Annotated in this window: 18 protein-coding genes and 1 pseudogene; 13 read left to right on the top strand and 6 right to left on the bottom strand. The window is 49.0% G+C overall.

Annotation, left to right across the window (positions count from 1 at the left end; translation table 11 throughout):
- From CIK99_RS15335 to cysS, 9 genes and pseudogenes are all read left to right on the top strand, one after another.
- Positions 1 to 337: pseudogene (locus tag CIK99_RS15335) on the top strand (hypothetical protein); the annotation flags it as partial.
- A gap of 54 nt (positions 338 to 391) precedes the next feature.
- Entirely contained in the window at positions 392 to 796 is a 405-nt protein-coding gene (locus CIK99_RS07940; protein ID WP_094381000.1) for a DUF5675 family protein, read from the top strand.
- 35 nt (positions 797 to 831) lie between these two features.
- Positions 832 to 1305, top strand: coding sequence for a hypothetical protein (locus tag CIK99_RS07935; RefSeq protein ID WP_094380999.1), 474 nt, complete (start codon positions 832 to 834; stop codon positions 1303 to 1305).
- 185 nt (positions 1306 to 1490) lie between these two features.
- On the top strand, positions 1491 to 4379 hold the full coding sequence (locus tag CIK99_RS07930) for a BspA family leucine-rich repeat surface protein (RefSeq protein ID WP_094380998.1): 2889 nt from the start codon (positions 1491 to 1493) through the stop codon (positions 4377 to 4379).
- A gap of 21 nt (positions 4380 to 4400) precedes the next feature.
- Complete coding sequence (locus tag CIK99_RS15890; RefSeq protein WP_256387392.1) at positions 4401 to 4535, top strand: hypothetical protein; 135 nt, start codon at positions 4401 to 4403, stop codon at positions 4533 to 4535.
- Positions 4536 to 5138: 603 nt separating this feature from the next.
- Positions 5139 to 6461 (top strand): TolC family protein, encoded by a 1323-nt coding sequence (locus CIK99_RS07925; RefSeq protein ID WP_094380997.1) that lies wholly within the window; start codon positions 5139 to 5141, stop codon positions 6459 to 6461.
- 39 nt (positions 6462 to 6500) lie between these two features.
- Positions 6501 to 7607 carry an HlyD family secretion protein gene (locus tag CIK99_RS07920; RefSeq protein WP_094380996.1) on the top strand — a complete coding sequence of 369 codons (1107 nt, stop codon included), beginning with the start codon at positions 6501 to 6503 and terminating at the stop codon, positions 7605 to 7607.
- 6 nt (positions 7608 to 7613) lie between these two features.
- A complete protein-coding gene (locus tag CIK99_RS07915; protein WP_094380995.1) occupies positions 7614 to 9302 on the top strand; it encodes an MFS transporter in 1689 nt (562 codons plus the stop codon).
- A gap of 84 nt (positions 9303 to 9386) precedes the next feature.
- A complete protein-coding gene (cysS, locus tag CIK99_RS07910) occupies positions 9387 to 10877 on the top strand; it encodes a cysteine--tRNA ligase (RefSeq protein WP_094380994.1) in 1491 nt (496 codons plus the stop codon).
- Here the strand turns inward: cysS and CIK99_RS07905 are convergent.
- Complete coding sequence (locus CIK99_RS07905; RefSeq protein ID WP_094380993.1) at positions 10867 to 11775, bottom strand: site-specific tyrosine recombinase; 909 nt, start codon at positions 11773 to 11775, stop codon at positions 10867 to 10869. The two genes, cysS and CIK99_RS07905, sit on opposite strands and share 11 nt — an antisense overlap.
- 55 nt (positions 11776 to 11830) lie before the next feature.
- Here CIK99_RS07905 and aroQ point away from each other — a divergent pair, with 55 nt between their 5' ends.
- Together aroQ and CIK99_RS07895 are read left to right on the top strand one after the other, a co-directional pair.
- On the top strand, positions 11831 to 12244 hold the full coding sequence (aroQ, locus tag CIK99_RS07900; protein ID WP_094380992.1) for a type II 3-dehydroquinate dehydratase: 414 nt from the start codon (positions 11831 to 11833) through the stop codon (positions 12242 to 12244).
- Positions 12245 to 12307: 63 nt separating this feature from the next.
- A complete protein-coding gene (locus CIK99_RS07895; protein ID WP_094380991.1) occupies positions 12308 to 12940 on the top strand; it encodes an O-methyltransferase in 633 nt (210 codons plus the stop codon).
- A 48-nt stretch (positions 12941 to 12988) separates the two neighbouring features.
- On the opposite strand, the gene CIK99_RS07890 is transcribed toward CIK99_RS07895, so the two are convergent.
- Positions 12989 to 14302, bottom strand: coding sequence for a cellulase family glycosylhydrolase (locus tag CIK99_RS07890; protein ID WP_094380990.1), 1314 nt, complete (start codon positions 14300 to 14302; stop codon positions 12989 to 12991).
- Positions 14303 to 14553: 251 nt separating this feature from the next.
- Here CIK99_RS07890 and CIK99_RS07885 point away from each other — a divergent pair, with 251 nt between their 5' ends.
- Positions 14554 to 17031 carry a GH36-type glycosyl hydrolase domain-containing protein gene (locus tag CIK99_RS07885; RefSeq protein WP_094380989.1) on the top strand — a complete coding sequence of 826 codons (2478 nt, stop codon included), beginning with the start codon at positions 14554 to 14556 and terminating at the stop codon, positions 17029 to 17031.
- 143 nt (positions 17032 to 17174) lie between these two features.
- Positions 17175 to 17480 (top strand): Dabb family protein, encoded by a 306-nt coding sequence (locus CIK99_RS07880; protein WP_094380988.1) that lies wholly within the window; start codon positions 17175 to 17177, stop codon positions 17478 to 17480.
- Between the two features lie 79 nt (positions 17481 to 17559).
- Here the strand turns inward: CIK99_RS07880 and CIK99_RS07875 are convergent, their stop codons facing one another.
- The 4 genes from CIK99_RS07875 to CIK99_RS07860 all read right to left on the bottom strand — a co-directional run bounded on the left by CIK99_RS07875 (position 17560) and on the right by CIK99_RS07860 (position 20517).
- Positions 17560 to 18489: a cation diffusion facilitator family transporter gene (locus CIK99_RS07875; RefSeq protein ID WP_094381003.1), complete on the bottom strand. Its 930-nt coding sequence runs from the start codon at positions 18487 to 18489 to the stop codon at positions 17560 to 17562.
- Between the two features lie 5 nt (positions 18490 to 18494).
- Positions 18495 to 18659 carry a rubredoxin gene (gene rd, locus CIK99_RS07870; protein WP_094380987.1) on the bottom strand — a complete coding sequence of 55 codons (165 nt, stop codon included), beginning with the start codon at positions 18657 to 18659 and terminating at the stop codon, positions 18495 to 18497.
- Between the two features lie 197 nt (positions 18660 to 18856).
- Complete coding sequence (locus tag CIK99_RS07865; RefSeq protein WP_094380986.1) at positions 18857 to 19909, bottom strand: glycosyltransferase family 9 protein; 1053 nt, start codon at positions 19907 to 19909, stop codon at positions 18857 to 18859.
- Positions 19906 to 20517, bottom strand: a complete 612-nt coding sequence (locus CIK99_RS07860) for a DUF4254 domain-containing protein (RefSeq protein WP_094380985.1) — start codon at positions 20515 to 20517, stop codon at positions 19906 to 19908. Before CIK99_RS07860 ends, CIK99_RS07865 begins: the two co-directional genes overlap by 4 nt.
- Positions 20518 to 20542 lie beyond the last annotated feature (25 nt).

The raw sequence follows: 20542 nt of genomic DNA, 5'->3' as shown, positions 1-20542 counted from the left end.
CATGCTGCTCTACGCAATGAACGACGAGACGTGGACCGACGAGATTCAGCAGTATGTGGAATGGTCGCTGCGCTACGACCTCTGGGTGAAGATGCGCATCTTCGGACCGATGCTCGACGAGGCGTTTGGCGACGAGGAAAAGGCGACTAACAAGCGTGGTCCGATGAACATGCTGATGATGTTGAAGTCTGAGTTTAAGATAGAAGACCTTATCGTTGTTCGCAAGAAACTGGGTAAAACATGTGACTTGCGTGCTGTCAGGACTCAACTCTTCACTTGGAGAAGTCGGAATCTAATTGATTTTAATGACATAAATGGATTGATTAGAAAGATCTGATAACATTGAATACAGTATTACAGTATTACAGTTTTATTTTAAAGGGTATATACAATGAAAATAACAATAAGACGCAAGATTAAGTCGCGCGACCGCACGATAGGCGAGTTGGCGATAGACGGAAAGGTGATGGCGGATACGTTAGAACTACGTTCGATAGACTGGAGCAAGGAGAAAAAGGTGGCGGGTAAAACCGCCATCCCTTGCGGCTGCTACGTGCTCTCGATGCGATGGTCGAACAAGTTTAAACGCAAGATGCCGTTCCTTGAGAACGTACCCCATTTCACGGGCATCATGATCCATCCAGGCAACTCGCTGGAAGACACCCGCGGCTGCATCCTCGTGGGGCTGAACTACTACGGCAACCTGGTAAGGAGCAAGACGTATTTCGAGACGTTGTACCGAAGTGTTGAGGAGGCGATGAAGAGTGGGGAGGACGTAAGCGTGGAAATAAAATGACACACACAAAACCGTAATCAAAACAAGTAATTATTATGGAAATAAAAATAACAAGACAGAAAGCGATAAAAGACTTAGTGGAGGGCGTGCTGAGCATTGACGGTGGTCCGGCTATGGACACGCTCGAAAACAGATGCTCGTGTTTGAAACTAGGAGAATATCATGCCGTGATGAAGAAGTGTAAGCTGTATCACGAGCAGAGAATATTCATACTGGAAAAGGACAAGACTGGCTATCCTCACGATTGTGGACAATGTAAGAAAAAGTCACTGTCCTATCCTAACTTGGCATTGCCCAAGCGATGCCCGATGATCAGCGAAGGCAACGGAGTCCACCGCCGTTTCGACGGTAGGATCATTGTTGGAAAAAAAGCCGCCATAGGCCTGCTCGTGGATACACAAGCCACGTATGACTGCGTGAAGGAAAGGGTATTGGAAGAACTGAAAGAGGGGAGGGAGGTGACGATAAAGATAACGAGAAAGAATAAGAAGAGAAAGAGAATAGTTTAGTTGACGGGTCATGGGGACAGGTACATTGGTTCACTCTTTAGGGTCGATGAACCTGTCCCCAATTATTCTTAATTACCGATGATGTTTATTTAAAAATATTTAAAATATTATCCGTTTGTTACTATATACAAATAAAAATCACTAATTTCGCACCCTGAAATCATAAATTAAATAGATAACGTATTATGACAAAGAAAAGAAATCTCACAGCATTCATGATAGCTATCATGATTATGCTATTCTCGCTCCCTGCTAATGCACAGGAAGCAGTGGGTTATGCCCAATGGAATGAGTCCTCAACAACCCTCACATTCTATGGAGGGACGAGTGTGCCTACCGGCGCTTATGAGCTCAATAATAATGGATGGATTAGCAAAACTAAATGTACCACAGTGGTATTTGATGAATCATTCAAAAATGTACGGCCAACTACTTGTAATTCATGGTTCTATAATTTTACGTCACTTGAAACAATAGAAGGCATAGAGAATCTCAATACCGAGGAAGTGACGGATATGAACACCATGTTCAGTGGCTGCAAAAAGCTCAATTCTCTTGACTTGTCATCATTCAACACAGAGAAAGTGGAGAATATGGCATTCATGTTCCAGAACTGCTCAGGCCTCACTTCTCTTGACCTGTCATCATTCAACACTGCCAAGGTTAAGAAAATGTACTACATGTTCGATGGCTGCTCAGGCCTCATATCTCTCGACCTGTCATCATTCAACACTGCCAATGTGGATGAGCGTATGGACCGCATGTTCCAGAACTGCTCAGGCCTCACTTCTCTTGACCTGTCATCATTCAACACTGCCAAGGTTAAGAATATGAGCTGGATGTTCAATGGCTGCAAAAAGCTCAATTCTCTTGACCTGTCATCATTCAACACTGCCAATGTGACGAATATGGAACACATGTTCTATGGCTGCTCAGGTCTCACGAAAATCTATGTCAGCGATTATTTCACCACTGACGAGGTCACCAATTCTTATAGTAATCAGATGTTTTATGGTTGCAACCAACTCGAAGGAACTGTTAAATTCGATTCTAATAAAACAGACAAATCCATGGCCAACTGTACATCCGGCTATTTCAGCAAGAGCAACTTAACGCCATACGTTAAATGGAATGCAAGCACAAAAGTATTGACATTTAAAGTGGCGAATTATACAACAGGAACAAATGGAGAATATAAATTAAATGAAGGCAATAGTGTCCCGGGGTGGTATATCAATGAGGTGAAAAATAATTGCACAAAAGTAGTCTTTACTCCGTCTTTTACGCATGCCAAACCAGTTTCTTGTTATAGGTGGTTCAAAGAATTTGGGTCGGTTAATACAATACAAGGAATAGAGTATCTCAACACTGAGAAAGTGGAGGATATGTACGAAATGTTCTATGGCTGCTCAGGCCTCTCCTCTCTTGACCTGTCTAAATTCAACACTGCCAATGTGACGAATATGAACTACATGTTCTCTGGCTGCTCAGGTCTCACCTCTCTTGACCTGTCTAAATTCAACACTGCCAATGTTAAGTATATGAACGGCATGTTCTCTGGCTGTTCAAGTCTCACATCTCTTGACCTGTCATCATTCAACACTGCCAATGTGGAGAATATGAACGGCATGTTCAATAGCTGCTCCAAACTCTCCTCTCTTGACCTGTCAAAATTCAACACTGCCAAGGTGGAGGATATTAGTAGGATGTTCTATGGCTGCTCCAAACTCTCTTCTCTTAACCTGTCAAAATTCAACACTGCCAAGGAGACGGATATGAGCTACATGTTCTATAACTGCTCAGGCCTCACTTCTCTTGACCTGTCTAAATTCAACACTGCCAATGTGACGGATATGAGCTGTATGTTCTATAACTGCTCAGGCCTCACCTCTCTTGACCTGTCATCATTCAACACTGCCAAGGTGGAGTATATGAACTACATGTTCAATGGCTGCTCAAGCCTCGAATCTCTTGACCTGTCATCATTCAACACTGCCAAGGTTAAGAATATGAGTTATATGTTCAAAGACTGCAAAAAACTCACATCTCTTGACCTTTCAAGTTTCAATACAGCCAAGGTGGAGAATATGAGCTACATGTTCAGTTACTGCTCAGGCCTCACGACAATCTATGCCAGCGATGCTTTTACCACAGACCATAAACCTAGTGGTTCTTATATGTTTAAAGATTGCACAAATCTCGTAGGAGCTGCTTCATACTCCGACTCAGGTAATACAGGCAAATCCATGGCCAACTATAACACTGGCTATTTCAAGACATATTTCACATTGGGCGAGAATAAGGTGGAATTATGCGGAAATCCTTTGACGACTAAAAATCTTGACCTGTCAGGAGACTATGACTTCACTCCAAAATATGAGTTTAAGGCTAACGAGGCTACTTATTCCCGCGACCTCTCGTCGTCTAATTCAACATGGTTCTCACTCTGCCTGCCATTTGCATATACCCCAGATAATTTTACCGCATATCAGCTTAAGGGCGCAACTGCTAATGCTGTGGAGATTGAGGAAATAACGGGAACGATTGATGCCGGAACGCCAGTGCTCTTCAAGTTTAAGGATGGCGTGAAAAACGAGGAAAAGAAGATCAATATCTCTGCGAACAAGGCTGAGATAGTAAAAGCGCCTGTTGATGGCACGGCAGTCACTGGCGATGACGGCAGCTCTCTGCAGCTCTGCGGCACATATCAGACGAAGACTTTCTCTAAGGATGCCGACGGCAATGCCTTCATCCTGCTGAACAACAAACTGATGAATCCCGCAAAGATGTATGAAAACACGAATGTGACGAAAGTTAGCGTCAAGCCCTTCCGCGCATATATGACTATGACTGCCTCTGCAGAGTCTTCTGCTCAAACTTCGAGTGCCAGGGCATTCTCTATCGGTCGTGGGGACGAGGGGAATGAAGGAACGTCTGCCATCGACCTGCTTAACTCTGTGGCCACCGACGATGCCGAATACTATGACATCAACGGCCGCCGCATCGACGCTCCCATAAAAGGTGTGAACATCGTGCGCCGTGGCAACAAGACAATGAAATTAATCATCAAATAACTCATTACGACATTAATAAATATGGAAAAGAAAAAGTATATCCATCCCGCAATAAAAGTGTATAACATCACTCCCAGTGTCATCCTCGCTGGGTCGATACGTTATGCTTCTGAGGAAGATTATGGCGGATTAACCGGCGAATACTACGGCGACTAACATCATCCCGACAATGGGGGATTGGATCACGGAGACCCCACAAGGGGTAATCCAAACGCTGGCTACCGTACCGATGCAAGCCACCAAGCAAGTTGAAATCACATTCAACTGTCACATAAAAGAAGAGGCAACTCAGTTGTCTCTTCTTTTTGTTCGTCTGCGATTTAGTTCAAGAGGGGGTCATGAGGAAAGGTACATTGGTTCACTCTTTAGGGTCGATGTACCTGTCCCTCGTGATTCTCTTAGTTTTGCACCCGAAATAGTGCGGATTGGTGTGTATAATTGTTAAATTGTCAGCATATTGAATAATTTTCTGATGATTTTGATGCTTATATGAAAGAAAATGTGTAATTTGCATAAGAAAAGCTGCATCTCGGCAAGTAAAATATTCGAGACATGAATGGGTTTGAGGGGGAAGAAATGGCGGGGATAGCAAAGGACGGTAACCTCCATGTGGTGAACTTCACCACCTATGGGTACGTATTTATGTGAAAAATAAACAAGAAAACGTTAAAAGGAAATATTGAATAGTTTTTCTTATGATATGAATACACGTATATCATTAAAAATGCGTACCTTTGCACCCGAATTAGAAAGAATAAGATGAAATCATTAGTGTTCACATTTGCTTTATTGCTTTCCTCGACAGCAGGGAATGCACAGGAAAAGCTTACGTTAGGACAATGCCTGAACATTGGCATTGAAAACAATTTGTCGCTGAAAATTGCCAAGGGAGAAATAGTGAAAGGCAAGCATAACATCAGCGAAAACCGTTCGCGTCTGCTACCGCAGATAAACTTCTCGGCGTCGCTCAACGACAACTTCGACCCGCCCGTATCTGTCACCGACGGAACGGCTTACGGCAAGACGTACAACGTGACAAAGACGCTGCAGTACAACTCGTCGGCGGCGCTCGCACTGCAGATGCCGCTCTACAGTCAGACGGCGCTCACGGCCATCAGCATCGCCAAGACGCTCGACCAACTCAACCAGCTCTCGTACGAGAAGGCGCGCGAGGACCTTATGGTACAGATAAGCAAGATGTACTACCTCATACAGAACACTACCGAGCAGATCTCGATAGTGAACGACAACATCAGACGCTTTAAGGAGCTCAGAGACATCACACAGGCCTTCTACGACAACGGCATGGCACTCGAGATAGACCTCAAGCGCATCAACGTGAAGATAGAGACCATGGACGTGCAGCTCGCCAACGCCAAGGCGATGCTGTCAGAGCAGTATAACATGCTGAAATACGTGATGGACTATCCGGCGGAGAAGGATATAGTTGTGGAGGAAAAGGTTGTAGATAAGGTGGACGACGCCCAGCTGACGGGACTGAACACCAACCTCTACGAACTGCAACTGCTGCAGAAGAAGCTCGACATGGCTGAGCTGCAGAAGAAGATGGCCAAGGACGGCTATCTGCCCACGCTCGCCCTGAGCGCCAACTGGGCTTACACGGCTTATACCGACAAGTTTAAGAACTGGTTCCACTCGGGCGAGTCGAACCATTGGTATCGGTCAAACGGAATAGGTCTGCAGCTGAGGGTGCCGGTGTTCGACGGATTCGAGAAAAGATCGAAGATAAGGAAGGCGCAGGTGGATATAGACAACGCCAAACTGTCGTATGAAAATGCGCTGAAGAGCATGCAGACGCAGTATGCCAACGCCATCAACGACCTTGCCAACAACCAGCGCAACTACGTGAAGCAGAGAGACAACTACCGTCTGGCTGAGGGCATCTACGGCGTCACCGTAGATCGCTACCGCGAGGGCATCGTATCGATGGTGGAGGTGCTGCAAGACGAGATGAGCATGAGCGACGCGCAGAACAATTACCTCACCGCCCACTACAACTACCAGGTGTCGAACCTCGCCGTGCTGAAGCTGACGGGAAAACTCGACGAGCTGTTTAAGTAATAAAAAGAGTTTGAATAATTTTAACAATGAGATAAAACAATGGAAGAGAAAAAGAATATGACAGAAGGTAACGACAACCAGATGACTGCTGAACAGAAAGCAAAGAAACTGAAGAAACAGCGCGTGAGACAGATGATAGTAAGCCTCATAGGAGTGGCCATACTGCTCTGGGGAGTGTGGGAAGTGGTGTGCATGTTTCTCGACTTTAAAAACAACGAGACCAGCAACGACGCACAGGTAGAACAGTATCTCTCGCCCGTGAACATACGCGCCACAGGATACATAAAGAAGATTTATTTCACTGAGCATCAAGACGTTAAGAAAGGCGACACGCTCCTCGTGCTCGACGACAGCGAATATCGCATAAGGGTGATGGAGGCTGAGGCTGCACTAAAGGACGCCATGGCAGGACAAAACGTGGTGGGAGCGACACTGCAGACCACTACCAAGACTGCCGACGTGTATGACGCATCGATAGCCGAGATTGAGGTGAGACTGGCTAAGCTGGAGAAAGACCGCCAGCGCTACAAGAACCTCGTGGAACGCAATGCCGCCACACCCATTCAGCTCGAACAGATAGAGACAGAATATGAAGCCACTAAGAAAAAACTTGACGCCACACGCCGCCAGCAGAAGGCTGCCTTATCGGGAGTAAACGAGGTGAACAACCGTCTGGGCAACACCGAGGCAGCCATAGAGCGCGCCACCGCAGCACTCGAAATGGCCAAGCTCAACCTCTCTTACTGCGTGGTGACGGCACCATGCGACGGAAAGTTAGGACGACGCGCCCTGGAGGAAGGACAGTATATCAACGCCGGACAGACCATAACATACATCGTGCCGAACACACAGAAATGGGTGGTGGCAAACTACAAGGAGACACAGGTGGAAAACCTCTTCGTGGGACAGAAGGTGAAGATGACCATCGACGCCATCAGCGACAAGGAGTTTGAGGGCGAGGTGACAGCCATCTCAGGCGCCACAGGATCGAAATACTCGCTCGTGCCCACCGACAACTCGGCCGGCAACTTCGTCAAGATACAGCAGCGCGTGCCAGTGCGCATCGACTTTGTCAACCTCTCGAAGGAAGACAACGCCAAGCTGGCTGCGGGAATGATGGTGATAGTGAAAGCAGAGAGAAAATAAACGGCGATGAACAAGAATTTCCCGTTCTACGACTGGGTGCCTAAGCCTCTCGGGATAATCTTCCTGATTGTGCTTTTCATACCTATAATGACCGTCAGCGGTGTCTATTCGGCCAACAGCAGTGAGATGGTCGGGGGGCTGGGCATACAGTCTGAACATATTTCGTTTGTGGGATTCGTCACCTCGGTGGGAATGGCGGCCTTCTCGCCATTCTTCTACACCGTGGTGTGTCTGCGACGACAGAAGCTGATGAGCCTCATAGGATTTCCCATACTCATCGTGCTCAGCTTTATATGCGCACGCACCGACAGCGTCTTCGTCTTGGGACTGTGCAGCCTGACGATGGGATTCGTGCGTCAGGCACTGCTGATGTCAACACTGTTTACACTCATCAAATACTGCTTCCACATCGAAGCCACAAACAACCTCACGGCGGGCAACGAGCCGCTGACCGAGGAGGGATGGGACAAGCTCGACACGGAGAAGACCACAAGCATGCCCACAATCTACTTCTTCTTCATGATTCTCGGACAGCTCGGCACGTGGCTAACGGCATGGTTTGCCTACTACTACGAGTGGCAGTATGTGTATTACGCCATGATGGCGACGATGCTCGTGGCAGTGCTCATCACGCTCATAGCCATGCCGTTCAACCCTTATCCCACGAAACACCCGCCGCTGTCGTTCTCGAAGTTCGGCAATGTGGTGGTGTTCTCGGCCATGTGCTGCTCCTTTATATACATAATGGTATATGGAAAGACGCTCGACTGGTATGACGACTCCACGATACGCTGGGCCACGGTGATATGTATCGTCTCGATACTGCTGTTTGTGTATCTCGAGAAGACAAGGCAGTCGCCCTATTTCGTGCTCGAGGCCCTGAAATGGCGCAGCATACAGGGAGGCATACTGCTCTTCCTCGGACTCATGATATTCAACTCGAGCCAGATGTTTGTCAACATCTTCGTAGGTGTGGGCATGAAATGCGACAACCTGCAGATAGCCGAACTGGGCAACTGGGTGCTCCTGGGATATTTCCTCGGACTGGTGGGAGCCATCATTGCCAGCGCCAAGAAGATTCACCTGAAATGGCTCTTCGCCATGGGATTCGTCTTTATAGGACTCGCCTCGCTATTTATGTATTTCGAGGTACAGACCGAGGGACTCTACGAGAGAATGAAATGGCCAGTGATAATACGCGCCACAGGAATGATGCTGCTCTACTCCGTGACAGCCGTGTATGCCAACCAGCGCATGCCTTACAGACTGATGTCAACATGGGTGTGCATAATGCTCACCGTCAGAATGATAGTCGCACCGGGAATAGGCTCCGCGATATACACAAACGTGTTCCAGCACCGACAGCAACACTACATCACACGCTATGCGCAAGACTACGACCGCATGAACCACCCTGTGGCGTCAAACTACGACCAGACGGCACGCGGCATGCGCTACCAGGGAAAGAGCGAGACCGAGGCAGAGCAGATGGCGTCGATATCGACAAAAGGAAAGATACAGGTGCAAGCCACGCTCACCGCGATAAAAGAAATGGCGGGATGGACCATCTACGGATGCTTGGCATGCGCACTGATCGTCGTACTCGTGCCATGGCCTAAACGCGACATCAGCCGCGACACCAAAGAGTGGCTTATGTCGAAAACTATCGCGCCGCCGTCGTGGAGAGGGGAATAATTGAAAAAACTCTCTGATTTATTTTGTAGTGTCGGCAAATTAGCTTAACTTTGCAGTCGGAAACAAGAATAAATGAAAAATAGCATGGAACAAAATCTTCTGATTTACAATACACTGACTCGAAGCAAAGTGCTCTTCGAGCCTATACACGCCCCAAACGTGGGAATGTATGTTTGCGGACCTACAGTATATGGCGACCCGCATCTCGGACACGCGCGCCCTGCCATCACCTTCGACATCCTCTTCCGTTATCTCAAGCATCTCGGATACAAAGTGCGCTACGTGCGTAACATTACAGACGTGGGACACCTCGAGCACGATGCCGACGAGGGAGACGACAAGATAGAGAAGAAGGCACGACTCGAACAGCTCGAGCCCATGGAGATAGCACAATACTACACCAACCGCTATCACGACGCCATGAAGGCTCTCAACGTGCTGCCGCCAAGCATTGAACCCCATGCCACAGGACACATCATTGAGCAGGAACAGCTCGTGAAGGAAATCATCGACAACGGATATGCCTACGAAAGCAACGGAAGCGTGTATTTCGACATAGAGAAATATAACAAAGACCATAAGTATGGCATCCTCTCGCACAGAAACCTCGACGACGTGATAAACAACAGCCGCGAACTCGACGGAGTGGGCGAGAAACACAACCAGGTAGATTTCGCCCTCTGGAAAAAAGCTCAGCCAGAACACATCATGAGATGGCCAAGCCCATGGAGCGACGGATTCCCCGGATGGCACTGCGAATGTACAGCCATGGGAAGAAAATACCTCGGCAAGCAGTTTGACATCCACGGCGGAGGCATGGACCTCATCTTCCCTCACCATGAGTGCGAGATAGCACAGGCCGTGGCAAGCCAGGGAGAGCCGATGGTGAAATACTGGATGCACAACAACATGATCACCATCAACGGACAGAAGATGGGTAAGTCGCTCGGAAACTTCATCACACTCGAACAGTTCTTCACAGGCAACCACGAACTGCTCAAGCAGGCATTCAGCCCAATGGCAATACGCTTCTTCATCCTCTCGGCACACTACCGAGGCACTGTAGATTTCTCTAACGACGCACTCGTGGCAAGCGAGAAGGGACTGGAGAGACTCATGAACGGACTCAACGACCTCGACCGAATCACGCCGACAGACAAATGCGACGACGAGACAATGAAGGTGGTGAAGGAACTAAGGCAGAAGTGCTACGACGCCATGAACGACGACCTCGCCACACCGCTCGTCATCAGCCATCTCTTCGAGGCTTGCTCTACGGTGAACAAACTGCTCGACCACAAGGCCACCATCTGCCAAGACTGTCTCGACGAACTGAAGCAAGTGATGCGTCTCTTCGCATTCGACATCCTCGGACTCAGAGACGAGAAAGCCGACAACAACGAAGACCGCGAGGAGGCTTACGGAAAAGTAGTGGATATGGTGCTCAGCCTCAGAGCAAAAGCAAGAGCCAACAAAGACTGGGTCACTTGCGACCAAATACGCGACGCACTGAAAGACGCCGGATTCGAGGTGAAAGACACCAAGGACGGATGCGTCTGGAAACTTAATGTCTAATATTTCTCGGATGGCAATTAAGCACCTCCTCACGTATCATACGATCGTCGAGATGAGTGTAAATCTCGGTGGTGGAGATATGCTCGTGGCCTAACAGCGACTGGATGACACGAAGATCAGCACCGCCCTTCAGCAGAGCCGTGGCGAAGCTGTGGCGAAGCGTGTGGGGACTGATGGTCTTCGTGATACCTGCCGACACGGCCTGACGCTTTATCATGATGAGGATCATGGTGCGAGTGAGCTTGCTGCCCCAGCGATTGAGAAAGACATAATCCTCGTTGCCAGACTTGATACGCATCTCACGACGGTCGAGAAACCAATAGTTCAACTCTTTGATGGCACTCTCGGAAATGGGCACGAGACGCTCCTTCGAACCCTTGCCCGTGACCCTGATATACTGCTCGTCGAGAAACAGGTCTGACAGCTTCAGCGACACCAACTCGCTGACACGCAGACCACAGCAAAACAGCACCTCGATGATGGCCTTGTTGCGCTGCCCTTCCCACTTGGAAAGGTCGATAGACGACTCAAGGATGTCAACCTCCTCGGTAGATAACACCTCGGGAAGATGCTCGCCCATCTGTGGCGACTCGAGCAGTTCAGACGGGTCGTCCTCGCGAAAGCCGTCGAGAGCCATAAACCTGAACAACGACCGCACACCACACAGCACCCTGCACTGCGACACGGCGCCAATGCCTATGTCGTGGAGCGTGGCAGCAAAATCCTCTAAGTCTGACAGCTCGAGCGAGACCAAGTCCAAACCCTTGTCGTCGCAGTAGGCAACGAGCTTGCCGACGTCGTAAAAATAGGCGTCGATGGTGTTTTTGGAGAAGTTGCACTCCAATTTCAGGTATCTTTTGAACTTTTGCAATATATTTGCCGTCGTTTTCTTGCTCATTTCTGTATTATTTTGTACTTTTGCGCTGCAAATATAACAATTTTTTTTTGAAATAATGAAAATACAGATAATTAATGGCCCAAATCTTAATCTCTTGGGCACACGCGAACCGGGAATATACGGTTCGGACACGATGGAAGCCTATCTCGACACTCTGAGAAAGCGCTATCCCGACATCGACATCGACTACTATCAGAGCAACATCGAAGGGGAACTGATAACGAAGCTGCAGCAGGTGGGATTCACCTACGACGGCATCGTGCTCAACGCCGGCGCATACACGCATACCAGCATCGCCCTACACGACTGCATACGCTCGCTGAAAACCCCAGTGATAGAGGTACACATTTCAAACGTACACAAACGCGAGGAGTTTAGACATCACTCTTACATCTCCTCAGCATGCCGCGGCGTGATATGCGGCTTCGGCATGGATTCATACAGATTGGCAATAGAGAGTTTTATATAATATTTCAGTCAACTCGTTTACTCGTCAACTCGTTTACCCGTCAACTTGTCAACTTAAAAAAATATGAACGAAGAACTGGAGAAATACGTCAGGGAACATAGCGACCCGGAAGGAGACTATCTGTATCGCCTCTACCGCGCCACAAACATCTATCTGCTGCACGGACGCATGGCAAGCGGACACCTGCAGGGACGGCTGCTGAAGATGATAGTGAGGATGATAAGACCGAAAAACATTCTCGAAGTGGGCACCTTCAGCGGATATAGCGCCATCTGCCTTGCCGAAGGACTCGACGAGGGAGGAAAGGTCTATACCTTCGAGATAAACGACGAGCAGGAAGACTTCACACGGCCGTGGATCGAAGGCTCGCACCTGGCAGACAAGATTGAGTTTATCATCGGCGACGCCATACAGGAAGCCCCTAAGCTCGGCGTCGTGTTCGACATGGCCTTTATCGACGGCGACAAACGCACTTATATCGAGACCTACGAGATGGCGATGAAGGTGGTGAGAAAAGGAGGATTCATTCTCGCAGACAACACGCTGTGGGACGGACATGTCACCGATCCTGCCTACGACAAAGACCAACAGACCATCGGCATACGACGCTTCAACGACTATATTGCCAACGATAAGCGAGCGGAAAAAGTCATCCTTCCGCTAAGGGACGGACTAACGCTGATAAGGATAAAATAAAGGAATTAAGGAGATAACAACTGATTAACTCCTTAATTCCTAAGTGAATTATTTTTTCTCCTCCAACTTTTTCATTCTCTCAACCTGAACTTTCACAATGTCTAATGTCGTCGTGTCTGAACTGAACACAGAGTTGAGACCTTGCGCTTCCTGGGCAGGATCGCCAGTATAGTCGTCGCCCGGCAGCCACTGCTCGTGCTGAGGATTGGCAAAGCCGCCCCACGCCCAGAAGTTGCAACCCGCAAACTTGCCTCCCTGTTCGGCATTGTCCGCCACAAGCGAGAAGACATACTTATAATAGCCGTCGCGACCCTTGGTGCTCACCGCCTTGTCGAACTTGAAGCCATCGCGAGGATAGCCAAACTCCTCCATCACAAGCGGTTTGCCAAGACGGTCGCATATCTCAAGATGACGGTTGATATACTCAAGCGTGCTGTCGCAGGCTGCTGGCAAATCTTCGACAAGGCTGTCGGCGCGCGCCCAGCTCCAGTTATAAGGCCAGATATGGATGTTACAATAGTCGATGTTCTTGTCTGAACAGATCGTCTCGTATGTCGTGTAGTCGCCCTCACAACCCCAAGCACCCTCGCTGCCAATGGAGATGAGATGGTTGGCGTCGAGCGAACGGATGAGCGACGACGTCTCGGACAGCCACTTGGCAAACGGCGCAAGCTCTTCCTTCCCAAAGGCGCGAGGCTCGTTGCCAATCTGCCACGACATGATCGTCGGGTCGTCGGCATACTTCACGCCTGTATAACGGTTGGTGCGCGACACGATAAACTTCACGTAGTCGTAAAACAGCTGGTGAGCCTTCTCCGAAGTGGCGTATTTGCGAACGAAATTCATATACGCAGGATAGCCGTCCTCGTTAGGACGAGGAGCCACGCCCTCGCCAGCATGCTCAAGATAGAAACCATAGCCGCCACTCCATTCCCACGAGTTGTTGAGGTAGAGCACTGCAACCATGTCGCGCTTGCCCATCTCCATGAGCAGATAGTCGAGACCGGCAAGGATAGTGTCGTTATACTCGCCCGGAGACCTCTGCAACGTGGGCTCTACCTTGGTCAGAACACCTTCTTTGCCGTCGCTGCCCACGAGGATGCGGAGATTGTCGATGCCGATGCCTTTCATGAAGTCGAGCTCAGAAAGAAGACGATCGCGGTCGCCGCCACGACCCTCAGAACCGAGAATGGCACCATACCAGAAGTTGGTGCCTACATAATAATATGGCTTGCCGTTGCGCACGAAATGACCATCGGCAACGCGCACAAACTTCTCTGCCGAATCTGTCTTGCCGCCCTTGCACGAAACGAAGGCGAAAGCTGCAAACATAATTGCCATAAGAGAAAAAATCTTTTTCATCGTAATTATTGTTTTTTAGTTATGTTTTGATTGTCGGGTGCAAAATTAGCCATAAATTCTTAAACAGCAAAAATATTACATATCAAATACTGATACTATTTTAACATCTTGCCTTGATTTATGTGAATATTGAAAGCATTATTGCTACGCAAATAAAAAAAATCAGCGAGAATGTTTTGCCATATAAAGAAAAAAGACTAATTTTGCCAACAGTATTGATATGAAACAATAGTAATCATTAACTTATAAAAATGGAAAAAAGATACGGACATTTCGATGACAACAACCGTGAGTATGTCATCACCGACCCAAAGACCCCATGGCCTTGGATCAACTATCTTGGAAATGAGGACTTCTTCTCCCTCATATCCAACACAGCAGGAGGGTACAGCTTCTACAAAGACGCTAAGTTCAGACGCATCACTCGCTATCGTTACAACAACGTGCCGATGGACAACGACGGGCGATACTTCTATATCAAGGACGGCGACACGATATGGAGCCCAGGATGGAAACCTTGCCGAACACCACTCGACACCTATGAGTGCCGACACGGCATGGGATACACGCGTATCACAGGAACAAAGAACGGCATAGAGGCGTCAGCACTCTTCTTCGTGCCGCTGAAGACATTGGCCGAGGTGCAGAAACTCACACTGAGAAACACTACCGGAGAGGTGAAGAACATCAAACTATTCTCGTTTACAGAATGGTGCCTCTGGAACGCTGCCACCGACATGGAGAACTTCCAACGTAACTTCTCTACAGGAGAAGTGGAGATCGAAGGCTCGACAATTTATCACAAGACGGAATATCGCGAAAGACGTAACCACTATGCGTTCTACACCGTGAACGCCGATATACAGGGCTACGACACCGACCGAGAGACATTCGTGGGACTCTACAGCGAGAAATCGGCTCCTGACGCCGTCGTAGAGGGAAAACCACGCAACAGCTTCGCACACGGATGGAGCCCGATAGCTTCACATTATATAGAAGTGGAACTCAATCCAGGCCAAAGCCGCGACTTCATCTTCCTATTGGGATATGTGGAAAATGAACAGGAAGAGAAGTTTGTGGCTAAGAAGGTAATTAACAAAAAGAAAGCTCACAACCTCATACAGAGATTCGACAGAACGGAAAAGGTGGACAAGGCTTTCGACGAACTAAAACAGTATTGGGACAAACTGCTCAGCCGGTTTGCGGTGAAGAGCGACAACGACAAGCTCGACCGCATGGTAAACATATGGAACCAATATCAGTGTATGGTGACTTTCAACTTCTCGCGCTCAGCATCCTTCTTCGAAAGCGGAGTGGGAAGAGGAATGGGATTCCGCGACTCGAACCAAGACCTCGTGGGATTCGTTCACCTCATACCAAGCCGAGCACGACAGCGCATCATCGATATCGCCTCTACACAGTTCCAAGACGGCGGATGCTATCACCAGTACCAGCCTCTCACTAAAAGGGGAAACAACGACATCGGAGGTGGATTTAACGACGACCCTTGCTGGCTCATCTTCGGAACAGCGGCTTATCTCAAGGAAACGGGAGACTTCTCTATCCTCGCCGAACCAGTGCCGTTCGACAATCAGCCGGGAAGCGAGAAGACGCTCTTCGAACACCTGAAGATATCGATGGAACACGTCACCAACAACCTCGGACCACACGCACTGCCACTCATAGGACGTGCCGACTGGAACGACTGTCTCAACCTCAACTGCTTCTCGTGGGATCCTAACGAGTCGTTCCAGACAACGGAGAACAACAGCAAGGGATCGAAAGCAGAATCGCTCATGATTGCAGGACTCTTCGTGGTGACAGGAAAAGAATATGTGAAACTATGCCGTCAGCTGGATAAGCAGGGCGACGACGCCGCAAAATATGGCATCGACAACTTCAACGATGAGGCTGAACGCATGGAAACAGCTGTCAACGCCATGGTGGAAGCCGTGAAGAAACACGGATGGGACGGCAACTGGTATCTGCGAGCATACGACTTCTACGGCAACAAAATAGGCTCGAAAGAGAACGAAGAGGGAAAGATATTCATCGAGAGCCAAGGATGGTGTACGATGGCCGGCATCGGACTCGAAGAGGGAATGGTGGATAAGGCTATCGACTCCGTGGAGAAGATGATGGACTGCGAACACGGCATCGTGCTCAACAATCCTGCATACACTGTCTATCATGTCGAAATGGGTGAGATATCGTCTTATCCTGAAGGATACAAAGAGAACGCTGGCATCTTCTGCCACAACAATCCATGGGTAATCATCGGTATGACCGTGGCTGGACGGGGTAACGAGGCTTGGGAACACTATACGAAGATATTGCCTTCATACGTGGAAGAGAAATATCAGACGCTTCACAAGGTGGAACCATACGTAAACTGCCAAATGGTGGCAGGAAAAGATGCCTACAAGCCTGGAGAGGGAAAGAACTCGTGGCTCACCGGAACAGCTGCATGGATGTGGCTCACCGTCAGCCAATATATTCTCGGAATACAACCCGACTACGATGGACTCGCCATTCGTCCGTGCCTGCCTGACACAGCAAAGGAATACACCGTCACACGATGCTTCCGCGACGCTCGTTATACCATCACAGTGAAGAATCCTGACGGACGCCAGTCGGGCATCAGACAGATGACCGTAGATGGAGTTGCCGTGGATGGAAACGTGATCCCTTATGCTCCAGGAGAACACACCGTAGAGGTGGTTTGCTAATCAATAGATTTATCACGGCCGCGTTCGCGCAATCATCACGGCCGGCGTTCGCGCAATCATCACGGCCGCGTTCGCGCAATCATCACGGCCGCGTTCGCGCGAATTTTTCAATTTTTTATTATTTCAATATTAATTTTTTTCTCGTGGTAAAACATATTATTCTTTGGACTCTGAATCCAGAACTCTCTGAGGAGAAGAAAACAGAAGTGAAAAAAGGCATAAAGGAAGGTCTTGAGCAACTGGTGGGAAAGGTGCCGGGACTGATAGATGTCAAAGTGAATATCGACGGACGACTCGACTCGTCTAACTGCGACGTGATGCTCGACAGCACACTCGAAAGTACCGAGGCACTGAAGGCTTATGCCACGCATCCAGAACATGTGGCAGTGGCCAATACAAAAGTCCGCCCTTATACCGTACAGCGCACTTGCCTCGACTATACAGTATAACGAGCGGATTTACATATCGATTAACGAGCTGATCTACATTACGATTCGTCAACATCTATGACGTGGATATCAACGACCGTCAATCAAGATGGCGCGGATCTACGTAATGTCCGTCAATTTTCAGCGGTTCGACGTGAAGACCTACGTGGGTGTTTGCGCCGAACCGCTCGCGTAATCGCCGTTCTATATTCGTGGCATAGAGATGTGACTCGTAGAGCGTTATCTCTCCTGGCATACGCACATGCATCTCTATGGCAATGTTATTGCCTATTCGACGGGTGCGGAGATGATGCACCTCGCTTGCCACTGGCTCCTCGTTGACAAGGTTTACTATCTCTGCCTCAATATCTGAAGGAAGACTCTTCTCAAGCAGCTCGTCGGACGACTGCCGCAATAGCGACATGGCGGTCTTCATGATGAAGACACTCACGATGACGGCGGCCAACGGGTCGAGGACAGACCACTTGTCGCCAAGGAGAATGGCTCCGCCAATGCCCACCGCTGTGCCTATCGACGACAAGGAGTCGCTGCGGTGATGCCAAGCGTTGGCTATCACCACCTTGGAGTCAACCTTGCGTCCCACACGGGCAGTAAACTGGTAAGCCCATTCCTTCAGGGCAATGCTCAGCAATGCTGCGGCGAGAGCTATGAACCCTGGCTGACGGAGATGGTAGCCTTGAATGGCATGGTAGATGTCGTGAAGGCCGTTATAGCAAATCATCACTCCTACGGCAAGAAGTCCCATGCCGATGAGCGACGTGGCGAGCGTCTCGTACTTGCCGTGACCATAGTCGTGACCCTCGTCAACAGGCTTAGAACTGATGCGCACAAAGACCATCACGACGATGTCGGTAAGGAAATCTGACAGCGAGTGGACGGCATCTGCTATCATCGCTGCTGAACCGCCAAGGATGCCCGCAATAAATTTAAACGCCAGGAGCACCATGTTGATGATGCTTCCGGCGATGGTTACGCGATAGATGGCTTTCTCGCGTTCTTTGGTTGTCATAGACATTATTCCTCTACTGGAGAAAAATCGTCTTTTCCTACTCCACACAATGGGCATACCCAATCGTCTGGAATATCCTCAAATGCTGTTCCTGGTTCGATACCGCCTTCGGGATCGCCTACTGCTGGATCATACACCCAGCCACATGTGTCGCAAATGTACTTTTTCATAATCTTCTATTTTTTTAAATGTTGGTAAATATAAATGAATAATATCCAAATGATATTTCGCAATCGTTGATACGTAACTGCTTTTCAGTATCCGTTTTCCTCAACCGTTTTCCTCAACCGTTTTCCTCAACCATCGGAAGAATACGTTTTCCTCAACCGTCGGAAGAATACGTGGTTTCTCCAACTTTAGGTGCTCACTATGTCTTGGACAAAATCTTGTTGACGCGTTCCACAACCATCTCTGGCGCAATGTTTCTCAAGCAAGCATAGTCGCCTCTGAGGCAGGGCTTGTTGCCGAAGATGCTGCATGGGCGGCAAGGCAAGTCGAGCTGTATGACATTATCCATGCTCTGACCCCAGCCAAGGAAACCGGCAACCGGATGTGTGGCTCCCCAAATGCTGACCACGGGCGTGGCGGTGAGCGAGGCAAGGTGCATGTTGGCGCTGTCCATCGACACCATTACGTCGAGATGGCTCATGAGGATGAGTTCCTGATACAGCGACTCGAGATGTGCGCCTACGCTGACACACTGTGGAACAGACTGACACCACTCGTTGAAGACGCTTTCCTCCTTGGCTCCTTTTCCAAAGAGAAACAAACGGCAACCAGGATTACCGCTTGCGATGCCTTCCACCACCTGATACATCAGCCGAACCGGATATACCTTGCCTTGGTGGGCGGCAAACGGGGCTATGCCTATCCACTTGACATTGGCTTTCTTCGGACCGACAACGGCTGGAAGAAGGTTGAGATTGCCGCCTTCATCGGGGAAGATTGACTGGAACTTCACCTCGACGGGATAGCCCAAGGATGAAAGCACGTCGGCGTACTTCTTGAACGGAGACGGCTGTTGCACAAGACACTTGTTAGCGGTGGAGGTGAGACGTCGCCTTCCGGCACGATCTTTCTTTATATGTGCCACACGGTATCTGTCAAGATTAAATCTAAGACGTAGATAATCAGAGCGTAACACGTTGTGGAAGTCGGCAATGGCAGTAAAATTCTTCGCCGTAAGCCTACGATACAAGGCATTAAGACCTTTTATACCACGATATTCCACCTTGAGGTCGGCGCCCATGAAACTGACGTTGGGTGAGATGTCGTCAAACAGCTGCCGCGCGAAGGTGCGGCTCAGCACCGTGATGCGTAAGTCGGGATAAGTCCTTGCCAATGAGGATACGACAGGCACCATCATCGCCACGTCGCCAAGGGCGGAAAACCTGATGATGAGAAGATGCTCCTTCCTCATTTCCTGACGCTGCCGTAAAGGACAGGATTAGTAGAAGGGTCGTTATACATCTTCATCTGCCTATAGACCTTCATGTATTTCTTTCCCTCGGATATGTCGTCGAGAAGCTGGTCGATGGCTGTGCCAAGATCTACCTGCTGCTCGTTGAGCACATCGAGCTTGGCCTGGCATTTGGCACGATGCTCCGCCGAGGCATCCTCGCGTGACACCTGTTCTGCCATGTGGTATATCTTCAATGCCAGGATTGACAGACGGTCTATAGCCCATGCCGGACTCTCGGTGTTAAGACGGGCCTCGGGCAATGGCTTTACTTGGCTATACTGAAGACGGAAATAGCTGTCTATCTCCTCAACCAAGTCTGTACGATCCTGATTGCTCCTGTCGATACGTCTTTTCAGCGACAATGCATCATCAGGATTGATGTGCGGATCGCGAATGATGTCCTCAAAGTGCCACTGGACAGTGTCTATCCAGCATTTCATATACAGGCTATAGTCGATGCTGCCTCTCTCGTAGGGATTGTTCATGGGCGTGTCCACATTGTCGGTCAAGTGGTAGTCGCGAATGGCCTGATTGAAAATCTTGTTGCTGTGTTCTGAAAATGACATTTTTCTGTTTTCTTTTTATTTTTAT

This window comes from Prevotella sp. P5-92, assembly GCF_002251245.1.
Taxonomy (GTDB): Bacteria; Bacteroidota; Bacteroidia; order Bacteroidales; family Bacteroidaceae; genus Prevotella.
This window is presented reverse-complemented; position numbering and strand designations above follow the sequence as displayed.